19 protein-coding genes are annotated in these 17,668 nt (G+C 39.1%); 15 read left to right on the top strand and 4 right to left on the bottom strand.

Going from position 1 to position 17,668, the window contains the following annotated elements:
- Nucleotides 1-158: 158 nt before the first annotated feature.
- A complete protein-coding gene (locus FPQ13_RS04585; protein WP_144088148.1) occupies nt 159-1,424 on the bottom strand; it encodes a BaiN/RdsA family NAD(P)/FAD-dependent oxidoreductase in 1,266 nt (421 codons plus the stop codon).
- Nucleotides 1,425-1,514: 90 nt separating this feature from the next.
- Here FPQ13_RS04585 and FPQ13_RS04580 point away from each other — a divergent pair, with 90 nt between their 5' ends.
- The 8 genes from FPQ13_RS04580 (at nt 1,515) to FPQ13_RS04545 (ending at nt 9,050) form a co-directional block, all read left to right on the top strand.
- Nucleotides 1,515-3,137, top strand: a complete 1,623-nt coding sequence (locus FPQ13_RS04580) for a putative polysaccharide biosynthesis protein (RefSeq protein WP_144088147.1) — start codon at nt 1,515-1,517, stop codon at nt 3,135-3,137.
- 8 nt (nt 3,138-3,145) lie between these two features.
- Entirely contained in the window at nt 3,146-3,859 is a 714-nt protein-coding gene (locus FPQ13_RS04575) for a pseudouridine synthase (protein ID WP_144088146.1), read from the top strand.
- A 74-nt stretch (nt 3,860-3,933) separates the two neighbouring features.
- Nucleotides 3,934-4,545, top strand: a complete 612-nt coding sequence (gene thpR / locus FPQ13_RS04570) for an RNA 2',3'-cyclic phosphodiesterase (protein WP_144088145.1) — start codon at nt 3,934-3,936, stop codon at nt 4,543-4,545.
- Nucleotides 4,529-5,440 (top strand): NERD domain-containing protein, encoded by a 912-nt coding sequence (locus tag FPQ13_RS04565; protein WP_144088144.1) that lies wholly within the window; start codon nt 4,529-4,531, stop codon nt 5,438-5,440. The genes thpR and FPQ13_RS04565 overlap by 17 nt, the downstream gene beginning before the upstream one ends.
- A gap of 3 nt (nt 5,441-5,443) precedes the next feature.
- Complete coding sequence (locus FPQ13_RS04560; protein ID WP_144088143.1) at nt 5,444-6,373, top strand: diacylglycerol/lipid kinase family protein; 930 nt, start codon at nt 5,444-5,446, stop codon at nt 6,371-6,373.
- 171 nt (nt 6,374-6,544) lie between these two features.
- Complete coding sequence (locus FPQ13_RS04555; RefSeq protein ID WP_144088142.1) at nt 6,545-7,339, top strand: phosphotransferase family protein; 795 nt, start codon at nt 6,545-6,547, stop codon at nt 7,337-7,339.
- A 196-nt stretch (nt 7,340-7,535) separates the two neighbouring features.
- Entirely contained in the window at nt 7,536-8,180 is a 645-nt protein-coding gene (gene trmB / locus FPQ13_RS04550) for a tRNA (guanosine(46)-N7)-methyltransferase TrmB (RefSeq protein ID WP_144088141.1), read from the top strand.
- Nucleotides 8,181-8,195: 15 nt separating this feature from the next.
- The gene (locus tag FPQ13_RS04545) at nt 8,196-9,050 is read left to right on the top strand and encodes a YtnP family quorum-quenching lactonase (RefSeq protein ID WP_144088140.1); all 855 of its coding nucleotides are present in this window, start codon (nt 8,196-8,198) and stop codon (nt 9,048-9,050) included.
- Between the two features lie 49 nt (nt 9,051-9,099).
- On the opposite strand, the gene FPQ13_RS04540 is transcribed toward FPQ13_RS04545, so the two are convergent.
- Nucleotides 9,100-9,411 (bottom strand): PepSY domain-containing protein, encoded by a 312-nt coding sequence (locus FPQ13_RS04540; protein ID WP_144088139.1) that lies wholly within the window; start codon nt 9,409-9,411, stop codon nt 9,100-9,102.
- A gap of 159 nt (nt 9,412-9,570) precedes the next feature.
- On the opposite strand from FPQ13_RS04540, the gene FPQ13_RS04535 reads away from it, so the two are divergent.
- Complete coding sequence (locus FPQ13_RS04535; protein ID WP_144088138.1) at nt 9,571-10,638, top strand: M42 family metallopeptidase; 1,068 nt, start codon at nt 9,571-9,573, stop codon at nt 10,636-10,638.
- A gap of 214 nt (nt 10,639-10,852) precedes the next feature.
- On the opposite strand, the gene FPQ13_RS04530 is transcribed toward FPQ13_RS04535, so the two are convergent.
- Nucleotides 10,853-11,293, bottom strand: a complete 441-nt coding sequence (locus tag FPQ13_RS04530) for a YtoQ family protein (RefSeq protein ID WP_144088137.1) — start codon at nt 11,291-11,293, stop codon at nt 10,853-10,855.
- 90 nt (nt 11,294-11,383) lie between these two features.
- Between FPQ13_RS04530 and FPQ13_RS04525 the strand changes: the two genes are divergently transcribed.
- From FPQ13_RS04525 to FPQ13_RS04505, 5 genes are all read left to right on the top strand, one after another.
- Entirely contained in the window at nt 11,384-11,890 is a 507-nt protein-coding gene (locus FPQ13_RS04525) for a hypothetical protein (protein ID WP_144088136.1), read from the top strand.
- Between the two features lie 28 nt (nt 11,891-11,918).
- On the top strand, nt 11,919-12,941 hold the full coding sequence (locus FPQ13_RS04520; protein WP_144088135.1) for a PTS sugar transporter subunit IIC: 1,023 nt from the start codon (nt 11,919-11,921) through the stop codon (nt 12,939-12,941).
- A gap of 74 nt (nt 12,942-13,015) precedes the next feature.
- Nucleotides 13,016-13,828, top strand: a complete 813-nt coding sequence (locus FPQ13_RS04515) for a DUF1444 domain-containing protein (RefSeq protein WP_144088134.1) — start codon at nt 13,016-13,018, stop codon at nt 13,826-13,828.
- 6 nt (nt 13,829-13,834) lie between these two features.
- A complete protein-coding gene (gene ytpR / locus FPQ13_RS04510; RefSeq protein ID WP_144088133.1) occupies nt 13,835-14,440 on the top strand; it encodes a YtpR family tRNA-binding protein in 606 nt (201 codons plus the stop codon).
- 140 nt (nt 14,441-14,580) lie between these two features.
- Nucleotides 14,581-15,693 (top strand): nicotinate phosphoribosyltransferase, encoded by a 1,113-nt coding sequence (locus FPQ13_RS04505; RefSeq protein ID WP_144088132.1) that lies wholly within the window; start codon nt 14,581-14,583, stop codon nt 15,691-15,693.
- A gap of 80 nt (nt 15,694-15,773) precedes the next feature.
- On the opposite strand, the gene FPQ13_RS04500 is transcribed toward FPQ13_RS04505, so the two are convergent.
- Nucleotides 15,774-16,157: a DUF2512 family protein gene (locus tag FPQ13_RS04500; protein ID WP_144088131.1), complete on the bottom strand. Its 384-nt coding sequence runs from the start codon at nt 16,155-16,157 to the stop codon at nt 15,774-15,776.
- A gap of 211 nt (nt 16,158-16,368) precedes the next feature.
- Between FPQ13_RS04500 and murC the strand changes: the two genes are divergently transcribed.
- Nucleotides 16,369-17,664: a UDP-N-acetylmuramate--L-alanine ligase gene (gene murC, locus FPQ13_RS04495; RefSeq protein WP_144088130.1), complete on the top strand. Its 1,296-nt coding sequence runs from the start codon at nt 16,369-16,371 to the stop codon at nt 17,662-17,664.
- Nucleotides 17,665-17,668 lie beyond the last annotated feature (4 nt).

Genomic DNA, 17,668 nt, shown 5'->3' with positions numbered 1-17,668 from the left:
TCTCGATGCACTTATCACGTATCCATCAGCCCATTTTGTCATCGAGAGCCCGTCTCGATGCACTTTTCGTGTATTCATCAGTCCAATATGTCATCGAGAGCTCGTCTCGATGCACTTATCACGTATCCATCAGTCCATTCAGTCATCGGTAACACATATCAACGACTTAGCGCATGTTCCGCAGCATTCATCCCTGCAACATGGCCGGTTGAGAAGGCTGCGGTTATGTTAAATCCACCTGTGTATCCGTGAATATCCAAGATTTCTCCGCAAAAATAAAGCCCGTCCATAAATTTCGAAGCCATTTGATTCGGAACAATTTCTTTTAACGAAACGCCGCCACCGGTGATGAATGCTTTTTCGATGGAAAGGGTCCCGTTCACTTTTACCTGGAAATGCTTCAGTTCTTGCGCTAATTCGATAACTTTTTTCTTTTCCAGATGGTGATAAGTCGTATCAGGATTTAAGCTAATACGCTCTAAAATAAATATTAAAAATCGTTCTTGTAATAACGGTTTCCAAACAGATTTGACAGCTTTGTTTGGTGATTCTTTCGCCATTTTAGTTAGTCGATCGACAAGTTGGTTTTCATGTTCATCAGGGAAACTATCAATTTCAACAACCAATTCATCAACCTCGAAATTCTTCAAGGCTTTAACAACAAACTGACTTAGCCGTAAAGCTGCTGGTCCAGAGATGCCTTGGTGGGTAAAAAGAAGGTCCCAACGATGTGTTTTAATTGGCTTTCCATTTGGCTTTAAGGCAGTGATAGCAACATCTCTCAATGAAATACCTTGTAAAGTACGATTGAGGATAAACGGTTCCCTAGAAGTCATCGGAACTTCTGTCGGATACAATTCGGTAATCGTATGTCCGGCTGTTTTGGCCCATGCATAACCATCACCTTCACTTCCGGTCTTTGGAACAGATTTTCCGCCGGCTGCAATAATGACAGATTTCGTTGCTACTTTTTCTTTTCCTGGTAAAATAATCTCGTGGAGCTCATTTCCATAATGAATCGCTTCGACGCGTGTGTTCAATCGTTTCTCTACATCGTGACGATCCAATTCACGCAATAACGTTTGCACGACTGTTTGGGCGGAATCACTGACAGGAAACATGCGTCCTTTATCTTCTTCTTTCAATGCGACACCAAGGTTTTCAAAAAAGTCGATGATGGCTTGATTGTCGAAAATCGAAAATGCACTGTATAAAAAGCGTCCATTTCCGGGTATGTGGTCGATGAGTTCTTTATCAGGAAGCACATTCGTCACGTTACAGCGACCGCCGCCACTGATGGCCAGTTTTCTTCCGAGTTTGCTTCCTTTTTCAATAATTAGGGTATTTGCGCCATTTTTCGCAGCGGTATGGGCTGCCATCAATCCAGATGGGCCACCCCCAATGACGACGACATCGTATGTCAAATTGGTTCAAGCCTTTCTTTTTGTAATGTTATCTTAAATAGTATGATAAAATAAAACTGTTACAATGAACAATAATTTGTAGGTGAAATTATGTCGAAACCAAATATATTACGGGGCACCATGATGTTAACGAGTGCCAATTTTTTGTCGAAAATTCTGGGAGTCATATACGTGATCCCTTTTTATATGCTCGTCGGTGACATCGGGGCGGTATTATTTCAATACGGATACATACCATACATGATTTTTATCAGTATATCGACGATGGGAATTCCTCTTGCGATGTCGAAATTTGTATCGAAGTATCACGCGCTTGGCGATTATGCCACAAAAGAAGCGATGTATCGAACAGGTCTCACCATTATGATTGGGACTGGTTTTTTTGCGTTTGCGCTCATGTTTTTAAGTGCAGATTGGTTAGCGGGAATCATTATACCAAATGAAGGGTTTGCGAATTCACAGGATGATGTTGCTTTCGTCATTCAAATGGTCAGTTTTGCTTTGTTGGTCATCCCTGCCATGAGTATAACACGTGGATATTTTCAAGGTCATAACTCGATGGGACCAACAGCGGTATCTGTCGTAGTGGAGCAAATTGCACGAATCATTTTCCTTTTAGGTGCCACATATATTGTTATCAAGGTTATGAATGGCTCGATGACAACAGCCGTCGGAATGGCGACTTTCTCTGCGTTGATCGGTGCGATTGCTTCAAGCATTGTATTGGTCTGGTTTTATCGAAAACGAAAACCACTGATTGATCGTGAGTTGGAAAATGCACCGTTTGAACCGTCCATTTCGAAAAAGAAAATGATATTGGAGTTATTATCGTACGCCGGTCCATTTGTATTAGTAGGTGTCGCAATCCCACTTTATCAATTAATTGATACGCTTACGTTTAACCGGGCAATGGCGGTAGCAGGTCTAGGCGATGTTTCGGAACAATTTTTATCAGTAATCTCTCTCACTGGGCACAAAATTGTCGTTATACCGATTACCATTGCAACCGGTCTTGCTTTGGCTTCCTTGCCCGCAGTTACACAGGCGTTTACACAAAATGATGCCAACTCGTATCACAAATATTTACAGCAAACCGTCTTGACTGTTTTCCTATTCATTTTTCCTGCAGTTGTCGGCATTATAGTATTGGCCGAACCACTTTTCGGTACATTTTATTCGCCAGAAGCGGCTCAGAACTTTGCTGCACCATTACTTGCGTATTATGCACCAGCAGCTTTGTTTTTCGGCTTGTTTACGGTAACGGCATCCATTTTACAAGGGATTAATCGTCAAAACTTTACCGTCATCAGCTTGTTAACAGGTTTAGTAATCAAAGGAAGTGCCAACGCACCGATGATCATTTGGCTTGGACCAAAAGGTGCAGTGTTTGCGACCATATTGGCGGCACTTGCAGCTAGTAGTTTGAACTTATGGAAAATCCAACGAGTTACCCAATTTGATCAGAAAAAGCTGTTTAAGAAAATTTTGCTCATTGTCATTTTAAGTGCCATCATGGGACTGATTGTATTGCTCGTAAATTATGCGACTGGTTTAGTCTTCGGGCCAGAAGCTACGAAGTTGAAGCATGTCACCCAGCTTCTTGTGTCTGTCGTAATCGGAATCTATGCCTATTTCTGGATGGCCTATAAAACAACGTTGCTTGAGCGTTTGCTCGGTCCGAAAGTTAAGCGTTTCTCGAAATTTTTCGTTTAGGAGAATGTATGATGCGTTTGGATAAGTTGCTGGCGAATCAAGGTTTTGGATCTCGAAAAGATGTGAAAAAGTTAGCCAAAAAGGGCCAGGTTTTACTGGATGGTAAGCCTGTCAAAGATCTTGCTACACATGTCGATCCGTATACAGCTGATTTAGTCGTTGGTGGCAAGGCAGTTCACTACCAAAAGTATGTCTATTTAATGTTGAATAAGCCAGCAGGTGTGATTTCTGCTACAGAAGATGTGAAAGAAAAATGCGTGACTGATTTGATTGGTGATGAGTTCAAACCGTATAACTTATTTCCGGTCGGTCGGCTAGATAAAAATACAACGGGCTTATTGCTGTTAACGAATGACGGGCAATTAGCCCATCAACTAACTTCACCGAATTATCATGCTGAAAAAGTGTATGAGGCTGATATTCTCGGTAAAGTGACCGAAGATGACGTGAAGGCATTTGAACAAGGTGTAACTCTTGATGATGGTTATGTGACGAAACCTGCAAAGCTATCAATTATTCGTTCCTTTCATGAGCGTTCTTATATTGAGGTTTCTGTCATTGAAGGGAAATTTCACCAAATTAAACGAATGTTCCTTGCTGTAGGCAAGAAAGTGTTACACCTACATCGAAGGTCAATGAAAGGGTTGGAGCTTGATACGTCGTTAACACCAGGCGCCTACCGCGAGTTATCTGAAGAAGAACTAGATTTACTGAGAAGTTAAATAAAGATGATTTTTGTCGGAGTTTGTAGTAGAATAATCTTAAAATTCTAATAAAAATTGAAAGAGAGTGACGAATGTTGCCAGAAGACCCCCATTATTTTATTGGATTTCCTGTTTCAACGCTTGTAGAAGAACAGTTAGAGAAATGGCAGGAGATCCTTTCACCGTTTGTGAACTATCGGAAATGGTTAAACCCTGAGGATTTTCATATTACGCTCAAGTTTTTAGGGAGTGTCAGTAACGAACAATTGTGGCAAGTAAAAGAGCGATTGGCGAACATATCAATCCCTCATGACCTCATGTTACATATTACCGGAGTGAACTTTTTCGGAAAAGAAGACCAACCACGTGTTATGTATGCTGATATAGCACCTACTGAGTCGCTGCTCGCGTTACAGAAAGTCGTTGAGCATGAGATGGTGTCGCTTGGCTTTGACGTCGAGCGTCGTCCGTACAGACCGCATATTACATTAGCTAAAAAGTGGCTAAAAGATAAGAAATATTTTTCTGCTGACCGTTTAACCGAAAAGCTTGATATGGAAAAGTCGATTGATTTTCCAGTCAATCAATTGATTTTGTATACCGTCAAACGAGGACAAAACAAGAGCTATGAACCGGTGGCTGTTTATCCAAATTTAAACATAGTAAATAAAACATGGGATGAAGAAGATGGGGCAATTAATTAAGCTACAAGATCATATATCACGCTATGAAACAGATATGTTTCATTATCCGGGCCAATTCATTCGATTAAAAAATGATCGATACAACCGGTTGAAAGAGCAGTGGCAGGAGCAATTAACGGAAGAGTCTGTTGTTGATGAGGTGGAATCCACTGAAAATAAATCTTTTTTTCGAAAATTTCGGGTTCAAAAAGAAGAGCCAGAAGAGCAGAAACCCACTGTTGAATTGCCTGAAACAGAAGAAGAATTAAAGCAGTGGTATTTGGACCAATTAATGGATTTTCAACTGCGGTGGGCATCCGGAACGATAAAAGAAATTTCGTATCCTGACGCTTCACTACGAGAAAATGAACAACTAAAATATTTATTGCAACGATTCCCAGATAGTTACTTGTTGATGTATCAACCATTGTTTTTAATTAAAAAAGCTTTGATTGAAGGCGGCATATTGTTAATAACACCGCTAGAAATTGTATGTATTTCCTTTTTGGAGGCAGAAGATTCTTCTGTCATATATGAACCAATTGATGAACGAAGATGGTTGAAGAAAACGGAAGAGAGGGAACAAACAATCTTGAATCCGATGCTTCAGTTAAATCGGATTGAAAAGACGGTCAAAAGTCTATTAGACTATCATGACATCCAATTTCCAGTCAAAAAAACATTGATCACAAAGAATGCTTCTATCCATTCCTTACAAGCTCATCTAAACACAGATTTCATTGATAAGCATGTATATGATCAATGGTTTACAAAACATCGTTCTGGGAGAACACCATTAAAATACCAACAATTAAAAGTTGCAGAAGCATTGCTTTCCCACACACAAACGACTTCATTTAACAGGCCAGAGTGGGATGAGGCGGATAATGATTTTATGCAGCAACCGGGAGACTGATTCATGCATATATTTATAATTAATCCGACCGCTGGTAAAGGTAAAGGGCGAAAAATTGTTGAAGAGTTTTTAAGAGATCACCCGCAGTTGAAAGGTCGCTGTAAAACATTTCATACGAAATATGAAGGACATGCAACTTCACTGGCTGAGCAAATTGCAGTGATGCATCATGAGCGAATGAAACAACTAATTGTCGTAGGTGGGGATGGCACTTTTTATGAGGTGTTAAATGGGCTGAAAGATCACCCGAATATCCACTTAGCATTTGTTCCAGTAGGCTCTGGTAACGACCTTGCCAGAGGATTGAAAACATCGTTGAACCCTAAACGACAGCTCAATGCATTGTTTGCTGGAATGAAAGGAAAGCCATATTGGTTTGGTACTTATCGACCGGATCTATTGGCAAAGAACAGATTGAAACTTTTTGCATCAACTATTGGCTTTGGATTTGATGCAGAAATTACCGAACGTGTAAATGCATCACGTTATAAACGGTTTTTAAATAAACTGCACTTATCATTCTTAATTTATATCATTGGTATTTTAGCAACGCTAATTACCTTTCAACCAAAGACGTTTGAAGCAAAGATTGATGGAAAATCCCACTATTTCAAAAATGTTTGGTTAATCACTTTAAGTAATCATCCGTATTTCGGTGGTGGCATGAAAATCGCGCCAAAAGCAAAGAACAATCAACAACATTTCTCTATAACGGTTGTACATAATATTTCTAAAATCAAATTACTGTTTTTGTTTCTATCGATTTTTGTCGGAAAACATACGAGATTTAAAGAAGTAGAAGAACTGACAGGTTCACGGATCGAAATTAATTCAAGTAAAGAATTATCCTATCAAGCAGATGGCGTTACAGGGCGGTGCTATCGGTGTTTAATCGAAAAAGAGGACCGTTCAAGGCTCATAAAAAGAAAATAAAGTTTCAATTATCCCTTGAAATGATTGTCGATAATGCGTTAATCTAATTAGGCAGATGAAAATAAATCGACAACTTATGACGAAGTTTTTAGGTCGGGGGATCATGGGTGTCTCTGGACTTTTTCAATTTTTAATAGACACATAGATTGAAGGACGAAAAGTGGTGAAATGATGGAACAAATTCTCGGTTCTGACTGGTTGATTTCTCCTGCAGGAGGAACATCAGGCGAGGCCTTTATTGCCGAAAAAGAGAATAATAAGCTGTTTTTGAAACGAAATTCAAATCCGTTTATCGCAATTTTGTCCGCAGAAGGAATTGTGCCAAAACTCATGTGGACAAAGAGATTGTCAAACGGTGATGTTATAACAGCACAAAAGTGGATGGAAGGTCGCGAGCTCACTCGTCCGGAAATGCAAAATGAAGAAGTCGTAGGCCTATTGAGCAAGATCCACCATTCGAGTGAAATACTAGATTTATTTATGCGAATGGGAAAAAAGCCGGTAAGTCCTTCAGCTTACTTAATTCAATTACTAAATAAATGTAAAAAACATGACATGTTGGAGAATGAATCCATCTCTCAAGCAACGAGATATTTATCTCGTTACGCGCAAGAAATTGACAATGAAAAGAAAGTTGTTTGTCATTCGGACATGTTCCATGAAAATTGGCTTAAAGGGGAAGACGACCACCTTTACTTAATTGATTGGGACCAAGCAATCATCGCTGATCCTGCACTCGACTTGAGCATGTTTTTATGGGTGTATGTTCCTAGAGATCAGTGGAGTGAATGGCTAAAGCTTTATGGTTTGGAAGAAACCAATGATTTGTTGGCGCGCATGAACTGGTACTTAGTTGCCCAAACGATTTCATATATCCTTTGGCACATTGATCGCAAAGAAACAGAGAAAGTTAATCAGTGGATACAATTTTTACAGGAACAGCAATTTATCTATCGAAAATATTAAAATGTCTACGAGTCTATTGAACTTGTAGACATTTTTTATTTTAGCTTATCGACAGTGGGCGAGCGTTTATCGTCAGTTAGAATCGCTGTATCGACAGTCATCCAGCGTTTATCACCAGTGACCACCCAACGAAATCTACCAAATTATCTTTCTCTTTCGAAAGCATAATGATAAGATAGCAGTTGAGGTGAAAGAGATGAGAGTTCGAAATAAGCCCTGGGCAGAAGATTATATTAAACAACATGATGGTATCGTAGTCCTCGAGCCTTCTCAAAACAAAGGAAAATGGAAACAAGCATTTTCACATACAAATCGACCTGTACACTTAGAAATTGGTAGTGGACGTGGTGGATTTATTCAAGGTATGGGGGCAAAAAATCCAGAAATTAATTTTATCGGAATGGAAGTTCAGAAGAACGTCGTCGTGTCAGCCATTGATCGAGTTAAAGAAGCAGAGGTTGAAAATGTTCGATTACTTCATGAAAATGCCGATCAGTTAAGTGATATTTTTGAAGAAAATGAATTAGATACGATTTATCTCAATTTTTCAGATCCATGGCCGAAGAACCGTCATGAAAAAAGACGACTGACGCATCAATCATTTTTGTCGCAGTATCAACAGATTTTGAAGGCGGACGGAAAGATTGTTATGAAGACTGATAACCAGCATCTGTTTGAATATTCGCTAGTCAGTTTTTCGCAGTTTGGCTTACGGTTAGAAGAAGTCACCTTGGATTTGCATGCAACAGAAGACCCTACTAATGTCATGACAGAATATGAAGAGAAATTTACGAATAAAGGTCAGCCAATTTATCGTTGTATCATTAGTAATCATAAATAGGGAGTGAATCCAGAGATGGAACAGTTAACTGTAGGAAGAGCGACATTGACATGGTTAAATGGTGGTGTGACACATCTTGACGGTGGTGCGATGTTTGGTGTTGTCCCAAAGCCACTTTGGTCAAAAATGTATCCAGTGAATGAAAAAAATCAAATTGAATTACGGTCGGATGTAATTCTTCTTGAGGTAGATGATCGTAAAATTTTGATTGAATCAGGTTTAGGTAAAGATAAATTCACAGATAAACAAAAGAGAAATTTTGGCCTATTAGAAGAGTCGTCTGTTGAGGAATCTTTAGCTGAAAAAGGATTGAAGCCAGAGGATATTGATACGATTTTGATGACCCATCTTCACTTTGACCATGCTTGTGGATTGTCAAAGCATGAGGGAGATACGCTTGTTTCAGCATTTCCGAACGCAACAATTTATACAACTGAAACGGAATGGCATGAAATGCGTCACCCGAATATGCGCTCGAAGAATACGTACTGGAAAGAAAACTGGGAACCTATTCAAGACCAAGTGAAAACGTTTAAAGAAGAAGTTGAGATTGTTCCTGGGTTAACGATGCATCACACAGGTGGTCATAGTGATGGTCACGCTGTGATTAAGTTTCGTGATGGTGATGAAGGATTTTATCATATGGCCGATATTATGCCGACACATGCCCATCAAAATCCACTGTGGGTATTAGCATATGATGATTATCCGGTAACGAGTGTCCATGCGAAAAAGGACTTACAAGAAGAAGCTATCCCATCAAATTATTGGTTCACATTTTATCATGATGCCTATTATCGGGCGATTAAGTTTGATGAAGATCGAAAAATTGTAGAAGAACTAAAAAGAGAACGGTATGAATATAAATAATTTCCCAATATAAAAGAGGTGCGATATGCACCTCTTTTCCTTTTGCTTATTAATTAACTTGCCCAGTGGACAAAATCTCTCCGTTTTTAGCATTCACTTTAAATTGATACTGTGAAGTGACGCCATCAATGTTTCTTGATATTCCACCACGATAAACGGTATACGTTTCTCCATCTTTTTCAAAAGGTTCTTTTTGCATCATAATCCAAGAACCACTAATCGGTCCATCTTCTTTGTACATTTCTTTGACTCGGTTCAAAGCAACTTCAGGGATTAACCATTGATCTTTAACTTTTTTACCGATGACAGCTCCTGCAATCAAACCGACCGCTGCTGGAGCTACAAGTTTATACCATTTCATGTTATTCACTCCATCCGTCTTGTATAGAATCTACCACTTATTATATATGTTCTTTCATAAAAATTAAACTGTTGGCAAGGAAAGTGCAAGAAGAATGGAAAGAAAGTGTATTTTCCGTTAAAATGAACAGTGGGTAAAAATATAAATGGGGGTGTACATATGGAACAAGAAACGAAAGATTTATTTAAAACATTGACCGAACTTGCAGGACCACCAGGATTCGAACATGATGTACGAAGTTTCATGCGACAAGAACTGGAGAAATATTCGGATGAAATTGTTCAAGACCGACTTGGCGGCGTGTTCGGTGTTCGCAAAGGAGAAGGACCGCGAGTAATGGTTGCCGGTCACATGGATGAAGTTGGCTTCATGGTGACACAAATAACGAAAAACGGAATGCTTCGCTTTCAACCATTAGGTGGTTGGTGGAACCAAGTCATGCTTGCACAACGAGTCGAAATCATGACAGACAACGGTCCAATTCCAGGTGTCATTGGATCCATTCCGCCGCATAATCTAACACCTGAACAGCGTAGCAAGCCAATGGAAATAAAAAACATGATGATTGACATTGGTGCAGATGATGAAGCGGATGCTAAAAAGATTGGTGTGAAGCCAGGTCAGGCGGTTGTACCGGTTTGCCCGTTTACACCGATGGCAAATGAGAAAAAGATCATGGCAAAAGCATGGGATAACCGTTATGGTTGTGGTTTGTCGATTGAGCTATTAAAGGAGCTACAAGGAGAAACGTTAAACCATCAGCTTTATTCAGGTGCAACTGTACAAGAGGAAGTCGGTTTACGCGGTGCACAAGTTGCAGCCAACATGATTAACCCAGATATTTTCTTTGCATTGGACGCATCACCTGCGAATGATATGTCTGGAGACGACAAGGAATTCGGCCAATTAGGAAAAGGGGCATTACTTCGGATTTTTGATCGAACGATGGTTACACATCGAGGAATGCGCGAATTTGTCTTGGATACAGCAGAATCAAATGATATTCCATATCAGTACTTTATTTCACAAGGCGGGACAGACGCAGGACGTGTGCATACGTCGAATGACGGTGTACCATCTGCGGTAATTGGGATTTGCTCACGTTATATCCATACAAGCTCATCGATTGTTCATATTGAAGATTATCAGGCTGCACGAGAGCTTTTAGTAAAACTAATTAAATCTGTCGACCAAACGACAATTGATACGATCCGCCAAAATGGTTAAAAATGAATTAAACAAAAATGAGTTTCTGTAGGAAAGATGTATCCAGCTTTGTAGGGGAAATTAGCAGACTGAGTGTTCCGAGTACATCACTGATAGAAAAAGGGCTTAGTTGAGTTCCTAATGTGCGCATATACGGGGAGCTCAATGAGCCGCCCCTGAAAAGCAGGGTATGTCAGGAGCGACTAAAGAGCATTGTAAATAAGTCTATCAAATGTTATTTATAATAATATTCAAGAACCTGAATCGCTTGGTCAATTGTTTCCACAGTGACATGAGCTTTATTGGAAAGTTCTTTCAGTGGATGAACCAAGTTGTCAGGACGAATGAGGATTAATGGTTTACCTAAACCGATCGCAATGCCTGCGTCCATCGCTGTGTTCCATTGCTTATAGGAATCACCGAAAAGAGCAATGACGGCGTCAGCATTTTTAAGCATAATTTCCGTACGGAAGTTATTGATTCCTGAAGCGGCATCGTCATGAACAACTTTGTTCGGTTGCTCACCAAGAACTTTTGCACCGATGTCATCGGACAAATCGTGTTCTTCTTGTGGACCTGTGAATTCGATTTGTAGATTCTTTTCGATGGCTTTGCTTTTTAATTGTTTGCGCCAATCATCATGGATTTGGCCGGCTAAATATACAGATAGTGTCATAAGTATTCCTCCAATCCTTTTTATATTTATATTGGATGGTTTACAGCAAGATGTCAACTTACATACTACATTTTTACGGAGGAACCTAGAATGATCGATAAAAAGTTATTATGGATGGTTGTTGTATTGAGTTTACTGATGGTAGCTGCATGTTCGCCCTCTGAAGAGGAGGCATATAGCGATGCAAAAAGTAAAGTAAAAGAAGCGGTTCTAGCCGATCAGGTTAAAGAGCCCAATAAAGAATTGGAAAACTTCTCGTTGTATAAACCTGAAGATATGAGCATCATCGAACAGGGTCCAACGAATGTGATTTTCCAAGAAGATGACCAGCCTTATGTACTTTTCATTAACGAGTTTGAGGAACCAAATAGTAAATACTTATATAATCAGTTACCAGAAGAGGATGAGGTTTATTTAAGTACAATCGAATCAACGGATGCTTTTTCCTATATACTCATTCAGAAACGTGAAGAGAATGAATATGAATTATCTGTTGGTATCGGCGGTATTAAAATGACAACGATGACCGACTTAGATCATTTATCAAATGAATCAAAACGGATGATTGAAATAATTCGTTCAATTGAAGAAAAATAATAAGACATAGTAACGAAGGGGAGAAATCGTGAAATCATTTTTGAAAAAGAAAGGCATAGAACCATCTTTTCAAAATTACGCCATTAAAGCGTTAAGCTACATGGCATCAGGATTATTTGCTTCATTAATTATAGGGGTAATTTTTAAGACGTTAGGTGATGAAGTCCCAAATATACCGGCTTTTTTCAGTACTATTGGTGATTTTACCATCCAACCAATTGTTTATGGTGGGGCTGTAGGTGTCGCCATTGCACATGGCTTACGTGCTCCCTCTTTAGTTTTGTATAGTGCACTTTTTGCTGGAGCCTATGGCGCGATGGAAGGCGGTCCAGCTGGCAGTTTCATTGCAGCATTAGTTGCGATTGAGTTAGGTAAACTCGTTAGTGGTGAAACGAAAATTGATATTGTCGTGACACCTTTTTTCACGATCTTAGTTGGTTATTTAATGGGTTCGTTTGTCGGTCCTTACATTTCCTCTGCACTCATTGGTTTTGGAGAAATTATTGTCTGGGCCACAGATTTACAACCATTTTTGATGGGAGCGATTATTGCAGCCTTAATGGGGTTAGCATTGACGGCACCAATTTCGAGTGTAGCCATTGCGATTATGCTTGATTTAGAAGGATTGGCCGCAGGTGCTGCAACGATTGGGTGTGTTTCACAAATGGTCGGTTTTGCCGTCGGAAGCTTTCGAGAAAATGGATTTGGTGGTTTGGTCTCTCAAGGATTAGGTACATCGATGCTCCAAATCGGAAACATAGTGAGAAAACCTATTCTATTATTGCCACCGACAGTGACTGGTCTAATTTTAGGTCCAGTTGCAACGGTATGGTTACAGTTAGAAAATAACGCATATGGAGCAGGTATGGGGACAAGTGGGCTTGTTGGTCCGATCATGACTTTAGATACGATGGGTTATCAAACGGAAACATTCGTGATGATGTTGGTGTTTTATTTGTTCATCCCTGCTATCTTAAGTCTTGTGATGTTTGAATGGATGCGTAAAAAAGGCTATATCTCTCCAGGTGATTTAAAGCTAGATATAAGTTAGATTAAACAAAACGTTATCGTCTTTCACCAGTATATTATATGATAGGGAAGGAACTGACGAAGGAGGCTAACCAAATGAGTATGACGAGCATCGAAATGAAACGCAAACTTCGCGAGCGTTTTTCAGAAGAACATTGGCAAACTCATTTTGATCGAGATAAAGATACATTTCGAATCGAATGGAAAGATACGGAGCAAGGAGTTACAATCTCCCTTCCAGGATTGATCTCGAAATGGGAAAACCGGAAAGAGAAAGCGTTGGATGAGATTGAAGCTCATATTCGAGAAGCATTGCGAATCATGAGTGAAGAGCAACAGTTAGAAGGAAAAGAAAATCAAATCTTTCCTGTCATTCGTTCAGGTTCTTTCCCGAAAGAGTCAAAAGCAGGGGAGAAGCTGATTTATACAGATCATACTGCTGAGACAAGAATTTACTACGCGCTTGATTTAGGAAAATCATATAAATTAATCGATGAAAATATGCTCGAGCGAGAAAACTGGGAAGAACAGCGCGTGAAAGAGATTGCTTCATTTAACGTACGAAAATTATCGACCGAAATGAAGCAAGATGACGTGGCAGGAAATACATTTTATTTCTTGTCTTCTAAAGATGGATATGACGCAAGTCGAATTTTAAATGAAGCGTTACTGGAAGAAATGCGCGCGAACACGAGCGGCGAGTTGGCTGTCGGCGTGCCACATCAAGATGTTTTGCTTTTTGCAGACATCCACAATGAGATGGGATACGATATTTTAGCTCAAATGATGATGCAATTCTTTGCTGAAGGACAAATCCCGATTACTTCCTTGCCATTCTTATATGAAGACAAGAAATTGGAGCCTATTTTCATTTTAGCGCAAAAGAAACCAAAAGGAGATAAGGAGTAGAACAACATGCAAATCATCTATAATCAACAAGGAATTGGAGACGTCCTGATCGTTACATTGGATCAAAGAAATACAGAAATCACATCCGTTTCATCGGGGGACGTCACGGAAATTAAAGAAAAAGACTCAGGCGAAGTCGTAGGCTACAATATTTTTCATGCTTCAAAGCACCTCGACATTCCAGAAACAAAACCGATTTTGCCAACGGATGAGTTGGTTGAAAAAATCGGACAAGTTATTGAATCGGAAGGATTTACTCATAACTTAAATGAAGTTGATCGCACGCCGAAATTTATTGTCGGTAAAGTTGAAGAAATGAGTGACCACCCGGATGCATCGAAGTTAAATGTCTGCCAAGTAAACGTAGGGGATCAACAACATCAAATCGTATGTGGTGCACCAAATGTTGATGCAGGACAGAAAGTAGTTGTCGCTTTACCAGGGGCAATCATGCCAAACGGGATGAAAATTGTTCCTTCACAGCTGCGAGGCGTAGATTCACATGGCATGATTTGCTCTGCAAAAGAATTGAATTTACTAAATGCCAGCCAAGAGAAAGGTATTCTTGTTTTGGATGATGAACGAACTGTTGGAGAGGCGTTTTTCCAATAAGAGGATAAGGAAAAAACCTTATAACCAACAATGAGATATACTAGAGGCTTTTCTATTTAGAAACGAAGTTGAAGTACATGCAATTTATCGTTATGATGATTGTATTCATGGACTCAATCAAGGAAAGAAGGAGTATACGGATGAAGGAATTCGGTTTGAAGCAACAAGGGAAAATTGCGCGCTTAACCAATAAAACATTTAAATTCGATGAACGAATCGGAGAAGGTTGGTTTTCCGCTGTTTACTTCTTAAAAACGACAAAAATTGCTGAAAAGTATATGAATGGAAGCGAAGTTGTCATGCAATATTTCCAAAAGAAACATGCAGTCCTTTGTGGGACGGATGAAGCCATTGCTTTAATTCATAACTTTGCTAAAAATCCGCAAGACTTAGAAATTCACGCCTTGGAAGATGGCGATAAAATTGAACCATATGAGAGTGTACTAACCATCAAAGGAAGGTATCAAGATTTTGGTTATCTTGAAGGATTAATTGATGGGGTGCTCGGACGAAGAACTTCCGTTGCAACGAATGTGTATGAAGTTGTGAGTGCTGCGAAATCTAGTGGAAAGAAAAAAGACGTCATTTTCATGGGAGATCGTGATGATCATTTTACACAGCAACCGGGTGACGGTTATGCTGCGTATATCGGTGGGTCCACAGCTCAAGCGACACATGCGATGAATGAATGGTGGGGCAAAGAAGGTATGGGAACAATGCCTCACGCATTAATTCAGATGTTTTCTGGTGATTTAGTTCGTGCGTGTGAAGCATATCGTGAAACATTTCCTGATGACGATCTCGTTGCGTTAGTCGATTATAATAATGACGTCATTACCGATGCCTTAAAAGTTGCACGTCATTTCGGTGATGAATTATCGGGTGTCCGGTTAGATACTTCAAGCAATATGGTCGATAAATACTTCTTTAGAAATCAACATTTAATGGGTCCATTTGATCCGCGCGGTGTAAATAAGGAACTTATATTTGCTTTACGGAATGCGTTGGATGATGAAGGTTATCATCATGTAAAAATCATGGCGAGCGGTGGATTCAATAAAGAAAAAATTAAACGTTTTGAAGAAGCAGAAGTTCCAGTTGATATGTATGGAGTCGGTAATAATTTATTGAAAGTAAATATTGGATTTACCGGTGACAATGTCATGTTAGACGGAAAACATGAAGCGAAACAAGGAAGAAAGTATCAACCAAATCCACGATTGAAAAAAGTGAATTATCCAGTGAATGGATAAAATAAAATGCTGCTCCTATTGTGAATAGGGCAGCATTTTTATTTCATCGCCAAACAATAGGAAAGAATGTTTTCTCTCCCTTAATGATTTGGTGAATACGTGTATTTACGATCAAAACCGATATAGTTTCTGAGTAAATAATCATGGAAGAAGAACTCTCCAACTGCCAGTACAACAGAGGCGATGATCGCTCCACCAGCTAAGGTTCCTATTCCTAGACTGCTGATTCCCATACTGAGTAGCCAAATGACAAGAAATGCTATTCCTATATCGCTCAATGAAGCAATTACATTATTCGTTTTTGGTAAGATGTATAGGTCACCAACTAAATACGAAATAACGGCGAGAGCGATTGTTGTGATCAGGACATTTGTGAGTGACATGCTGAACATAAGGCCTAAAATGAGTAACAGAATTCCGAATGTCATGAGGCCTTTAATGGCAAGTACTTTTCCGTGTACCACGTCAATCCTCCTTTAAAAGAACAATTTTAAGGGTATATTTACATGGTTCTTTCTGTCTATATTATATTTTTTTCCCTTCATAAATTAGATTAAACGTTTTAGTCTTAATGATAATTAGTGGATAAAGTTATATTTTCTGATATAATGAGAAAAGCAAAAAAAGAGCTATTAGCATATAATGACAACAGAAGCTTAACGGAGGTTCGATTGAATGTCGGTATACCATTTTATAGGGATTAAAGGTACAGGTATGAGTGCCCTCGCACAAATCCTCCATGACTCAGGTAAACAAGTGCAAGGATCAGATATTGATCAAGAAATTTTTACACAAAAAGCTTTGGAAGAAAGAAACATTTCCATTTTACCTTTCTCTGAAGATAATATTCAAAAAGATCAAATTATTATTGCAGGTAATGCGTTTGATGATAATCATGAAGAAATTGCGAAAGCGAAAGAATTGAAGCTACCATTTTATCGTTACCATGAATTTTTAGGTGAATGGCTTTCAAATTATACAAGTATTGGTGTCACAGGTGTTCATGGAAAAACATCTACTACCGGACTACTTGCACATACGCTAGGCAAGAATGTGCCTACATCTTATTTAATCGGTGATGGAACAGGTTATGGCCTAGAAAACAGTCAGAACTTTGTTTTCGAAGCATGTGAGTATCGTCGTCATTTCTTGGCATATAAACCAGATTATTTAATTATGACAAATATTGATTTTGATCATCCGGATTATTTTAAAGATATTGACGATGTTTTCGATGCCTTTCAAGCCATGGCATTGAACGTTAAACAAGGAATCATCGCATGTGGAGACGATGATCTTCTTAAACAAATTTATGCAAATGTACCCGTTGTCTATTATGGACTTTCGGAAGAGAACGACTTTCAAGCAAAAAATATTCATGAGACAGATGAAGGTACGTCATTTGAAGTGTATGTAAGAAATACGTATTATGACACATTCGTTGTACCGCAATATGGTACACATGCTGTATTAAATGCGCTTAGTGTCATTGCGCTTTGTCACTATGAGAATTTCAATGCTGAAGAAATCAAAGTGATGAAGGACTTTGGTGGCGTCAAAAGAAGATTTACGGAAACACCGTGGAACTTTGATCAAATTTTGATTGATGACTATGCCCACCATCCAACAGAAATTAAAGCGACGATTGATTCCGCACGAAAAAAGTATCGTGATAAAGAAGTAGTTGCTGTTTTCCAACCACATACATTTACGCGCACGAAGCAATTTTTAGAAGAATTTGCAGAGTCTTTATCGCTAGCTGATCACGTTTATCTCTGTGATATTTTCGGTTCAGCACGAGAAGCAGATGGATCGCTACAAATTGAAGATCTTCAAGATCGAATTGAAGGCGCTAAAATTGTTTCGGAGGAAGATATTGAAATACTGAAAGAGCATCCGAACAGTGTAATTTTGTTTATGGGTGCAGGTGACATTCAAAAGTATGAAGAAAAATATAAACAACTAACGTAATAAA

This window comes from Allobacillus salarius, assembly GCF_007559425.1.
Lineage (GTDB): Bacteria > Bacillota > Bacilli > Bacillales > Alkalibacillaceae > Allobacillus > Allobacillus salarius.
The sequence above is the reverse complement of the archived record's forward strand: the minus strand, read 5'-3'. Positions and strand labels throughout refer to the sequence as shown.

Bases quoted from the DNA above. Each gene is read 5' to 3' on its own strand.
- murC (WP_144088130.1), top strand. From the start codon at position 16,369: ATGTCGGTATACCATTTTATAGGGATTAAAGGTACAGGTATGAGTGCC.
- FPQ13_RS04505 (WP_144088132.1), top strand. From the start codon at position 14,581: ATGAAGGAATTCGGTTTGAAGCAACAAGGGAAAATTGCGCGCTTAACC.
- FPQ13_RS04565 (WP_144088144.1), top strand. From the start codon at position 4,529: ATGGGGCAATTAATTAAGCTACAAGATCATATATCACGCTATGAAACA.
- FPQ13_RS04535 (WP_144088138.1), top strand. From the start codon at position 9,571: ATGGAACAAGAAACGAAAGATTTATTTAAAACATTGACCGAACTTGCA.
- FPQ13_RS04580 (WP_144088147.1), top strand. From the start codon at position 1,515: ATGTCGAAACCAAATATATTACGGGGCACCATGATGTTAACGAGTGCC.
- trmB (WP_144088141.1), top strand. From the start codon at position 7,536: ATGAGAGTTCGAAATAAGCCCTGGGCAGAAGATTATATTAAACAACAT.
- FPQ13_RS04545 (WP_144088140.1), top strand. From the start codon at position 8,196: ATGGAACAGTTAACTGTAGGAAGAGCGACATTGACATGGTTAAATGGT.
- FPQ13_RS04560 (WP_144088143.1), top strand. From the start codon at position 5,444: ATGCATATATTTATAATTAATCCGACCGCTGGTAAAGGTAAAGGGCGA.
- FPQ13_RS04515 (WP_144088134.1), top strand. From the start codon at position 13,016: ATGAGTATGACGAGCATCGAAATGAAACGCAAACTTCGCGAGCGTTTT.
- thpR (WP_144088145.1), top strand. From the start codon at position 3,934: ATGTTGCCAGAAGACCCCCATTATTTTATTGGATTTCCTGTTTCAACG.
- FPQ13_RS04540 (WP_144088139.1), bottom strand. From the start codon at position 9,411: ATGAAATGGTATAAACTTGTAGCTCCAGCAGCGGTCGGTTTGATTGCA.
- ytpR (WP_144088133.1), top strand. From the start codon at position 13,835: ATGCAAATCATCTATAATCAACAAGGAATTGGAGACGTCCTGATCGTT.
- FPQ13_RS04575 (WP_144088146.1), top strand. From the start codon at position 3,146: ATGATGCGTTTGGATAAGTTGCTGGCGAATCAAGGTTTTGGATCTCGA.
- FPQ13_RS04530 (WP_144088137.1), bottom strand. From the start codon at position 11,293: ATGACACTATCTGTATATTTAGCCGGCCAAATCCATGATGATTGGCGC.
- FPQ13_RS04555 (WP_144088142.1), top strand. From the start codon at position 6,545: ATGGAACAAATTCTCGGTTCTGACTGGTTGATTTCTCCTGCAGGAGGA.
- FPQ13_RS04525 (WP_144088136.1), top strand. From the start codon at position 11,384: ATGATCGATAAAAAGTTATTATGGATGGTTGTTGTATTGAGTTTACTG.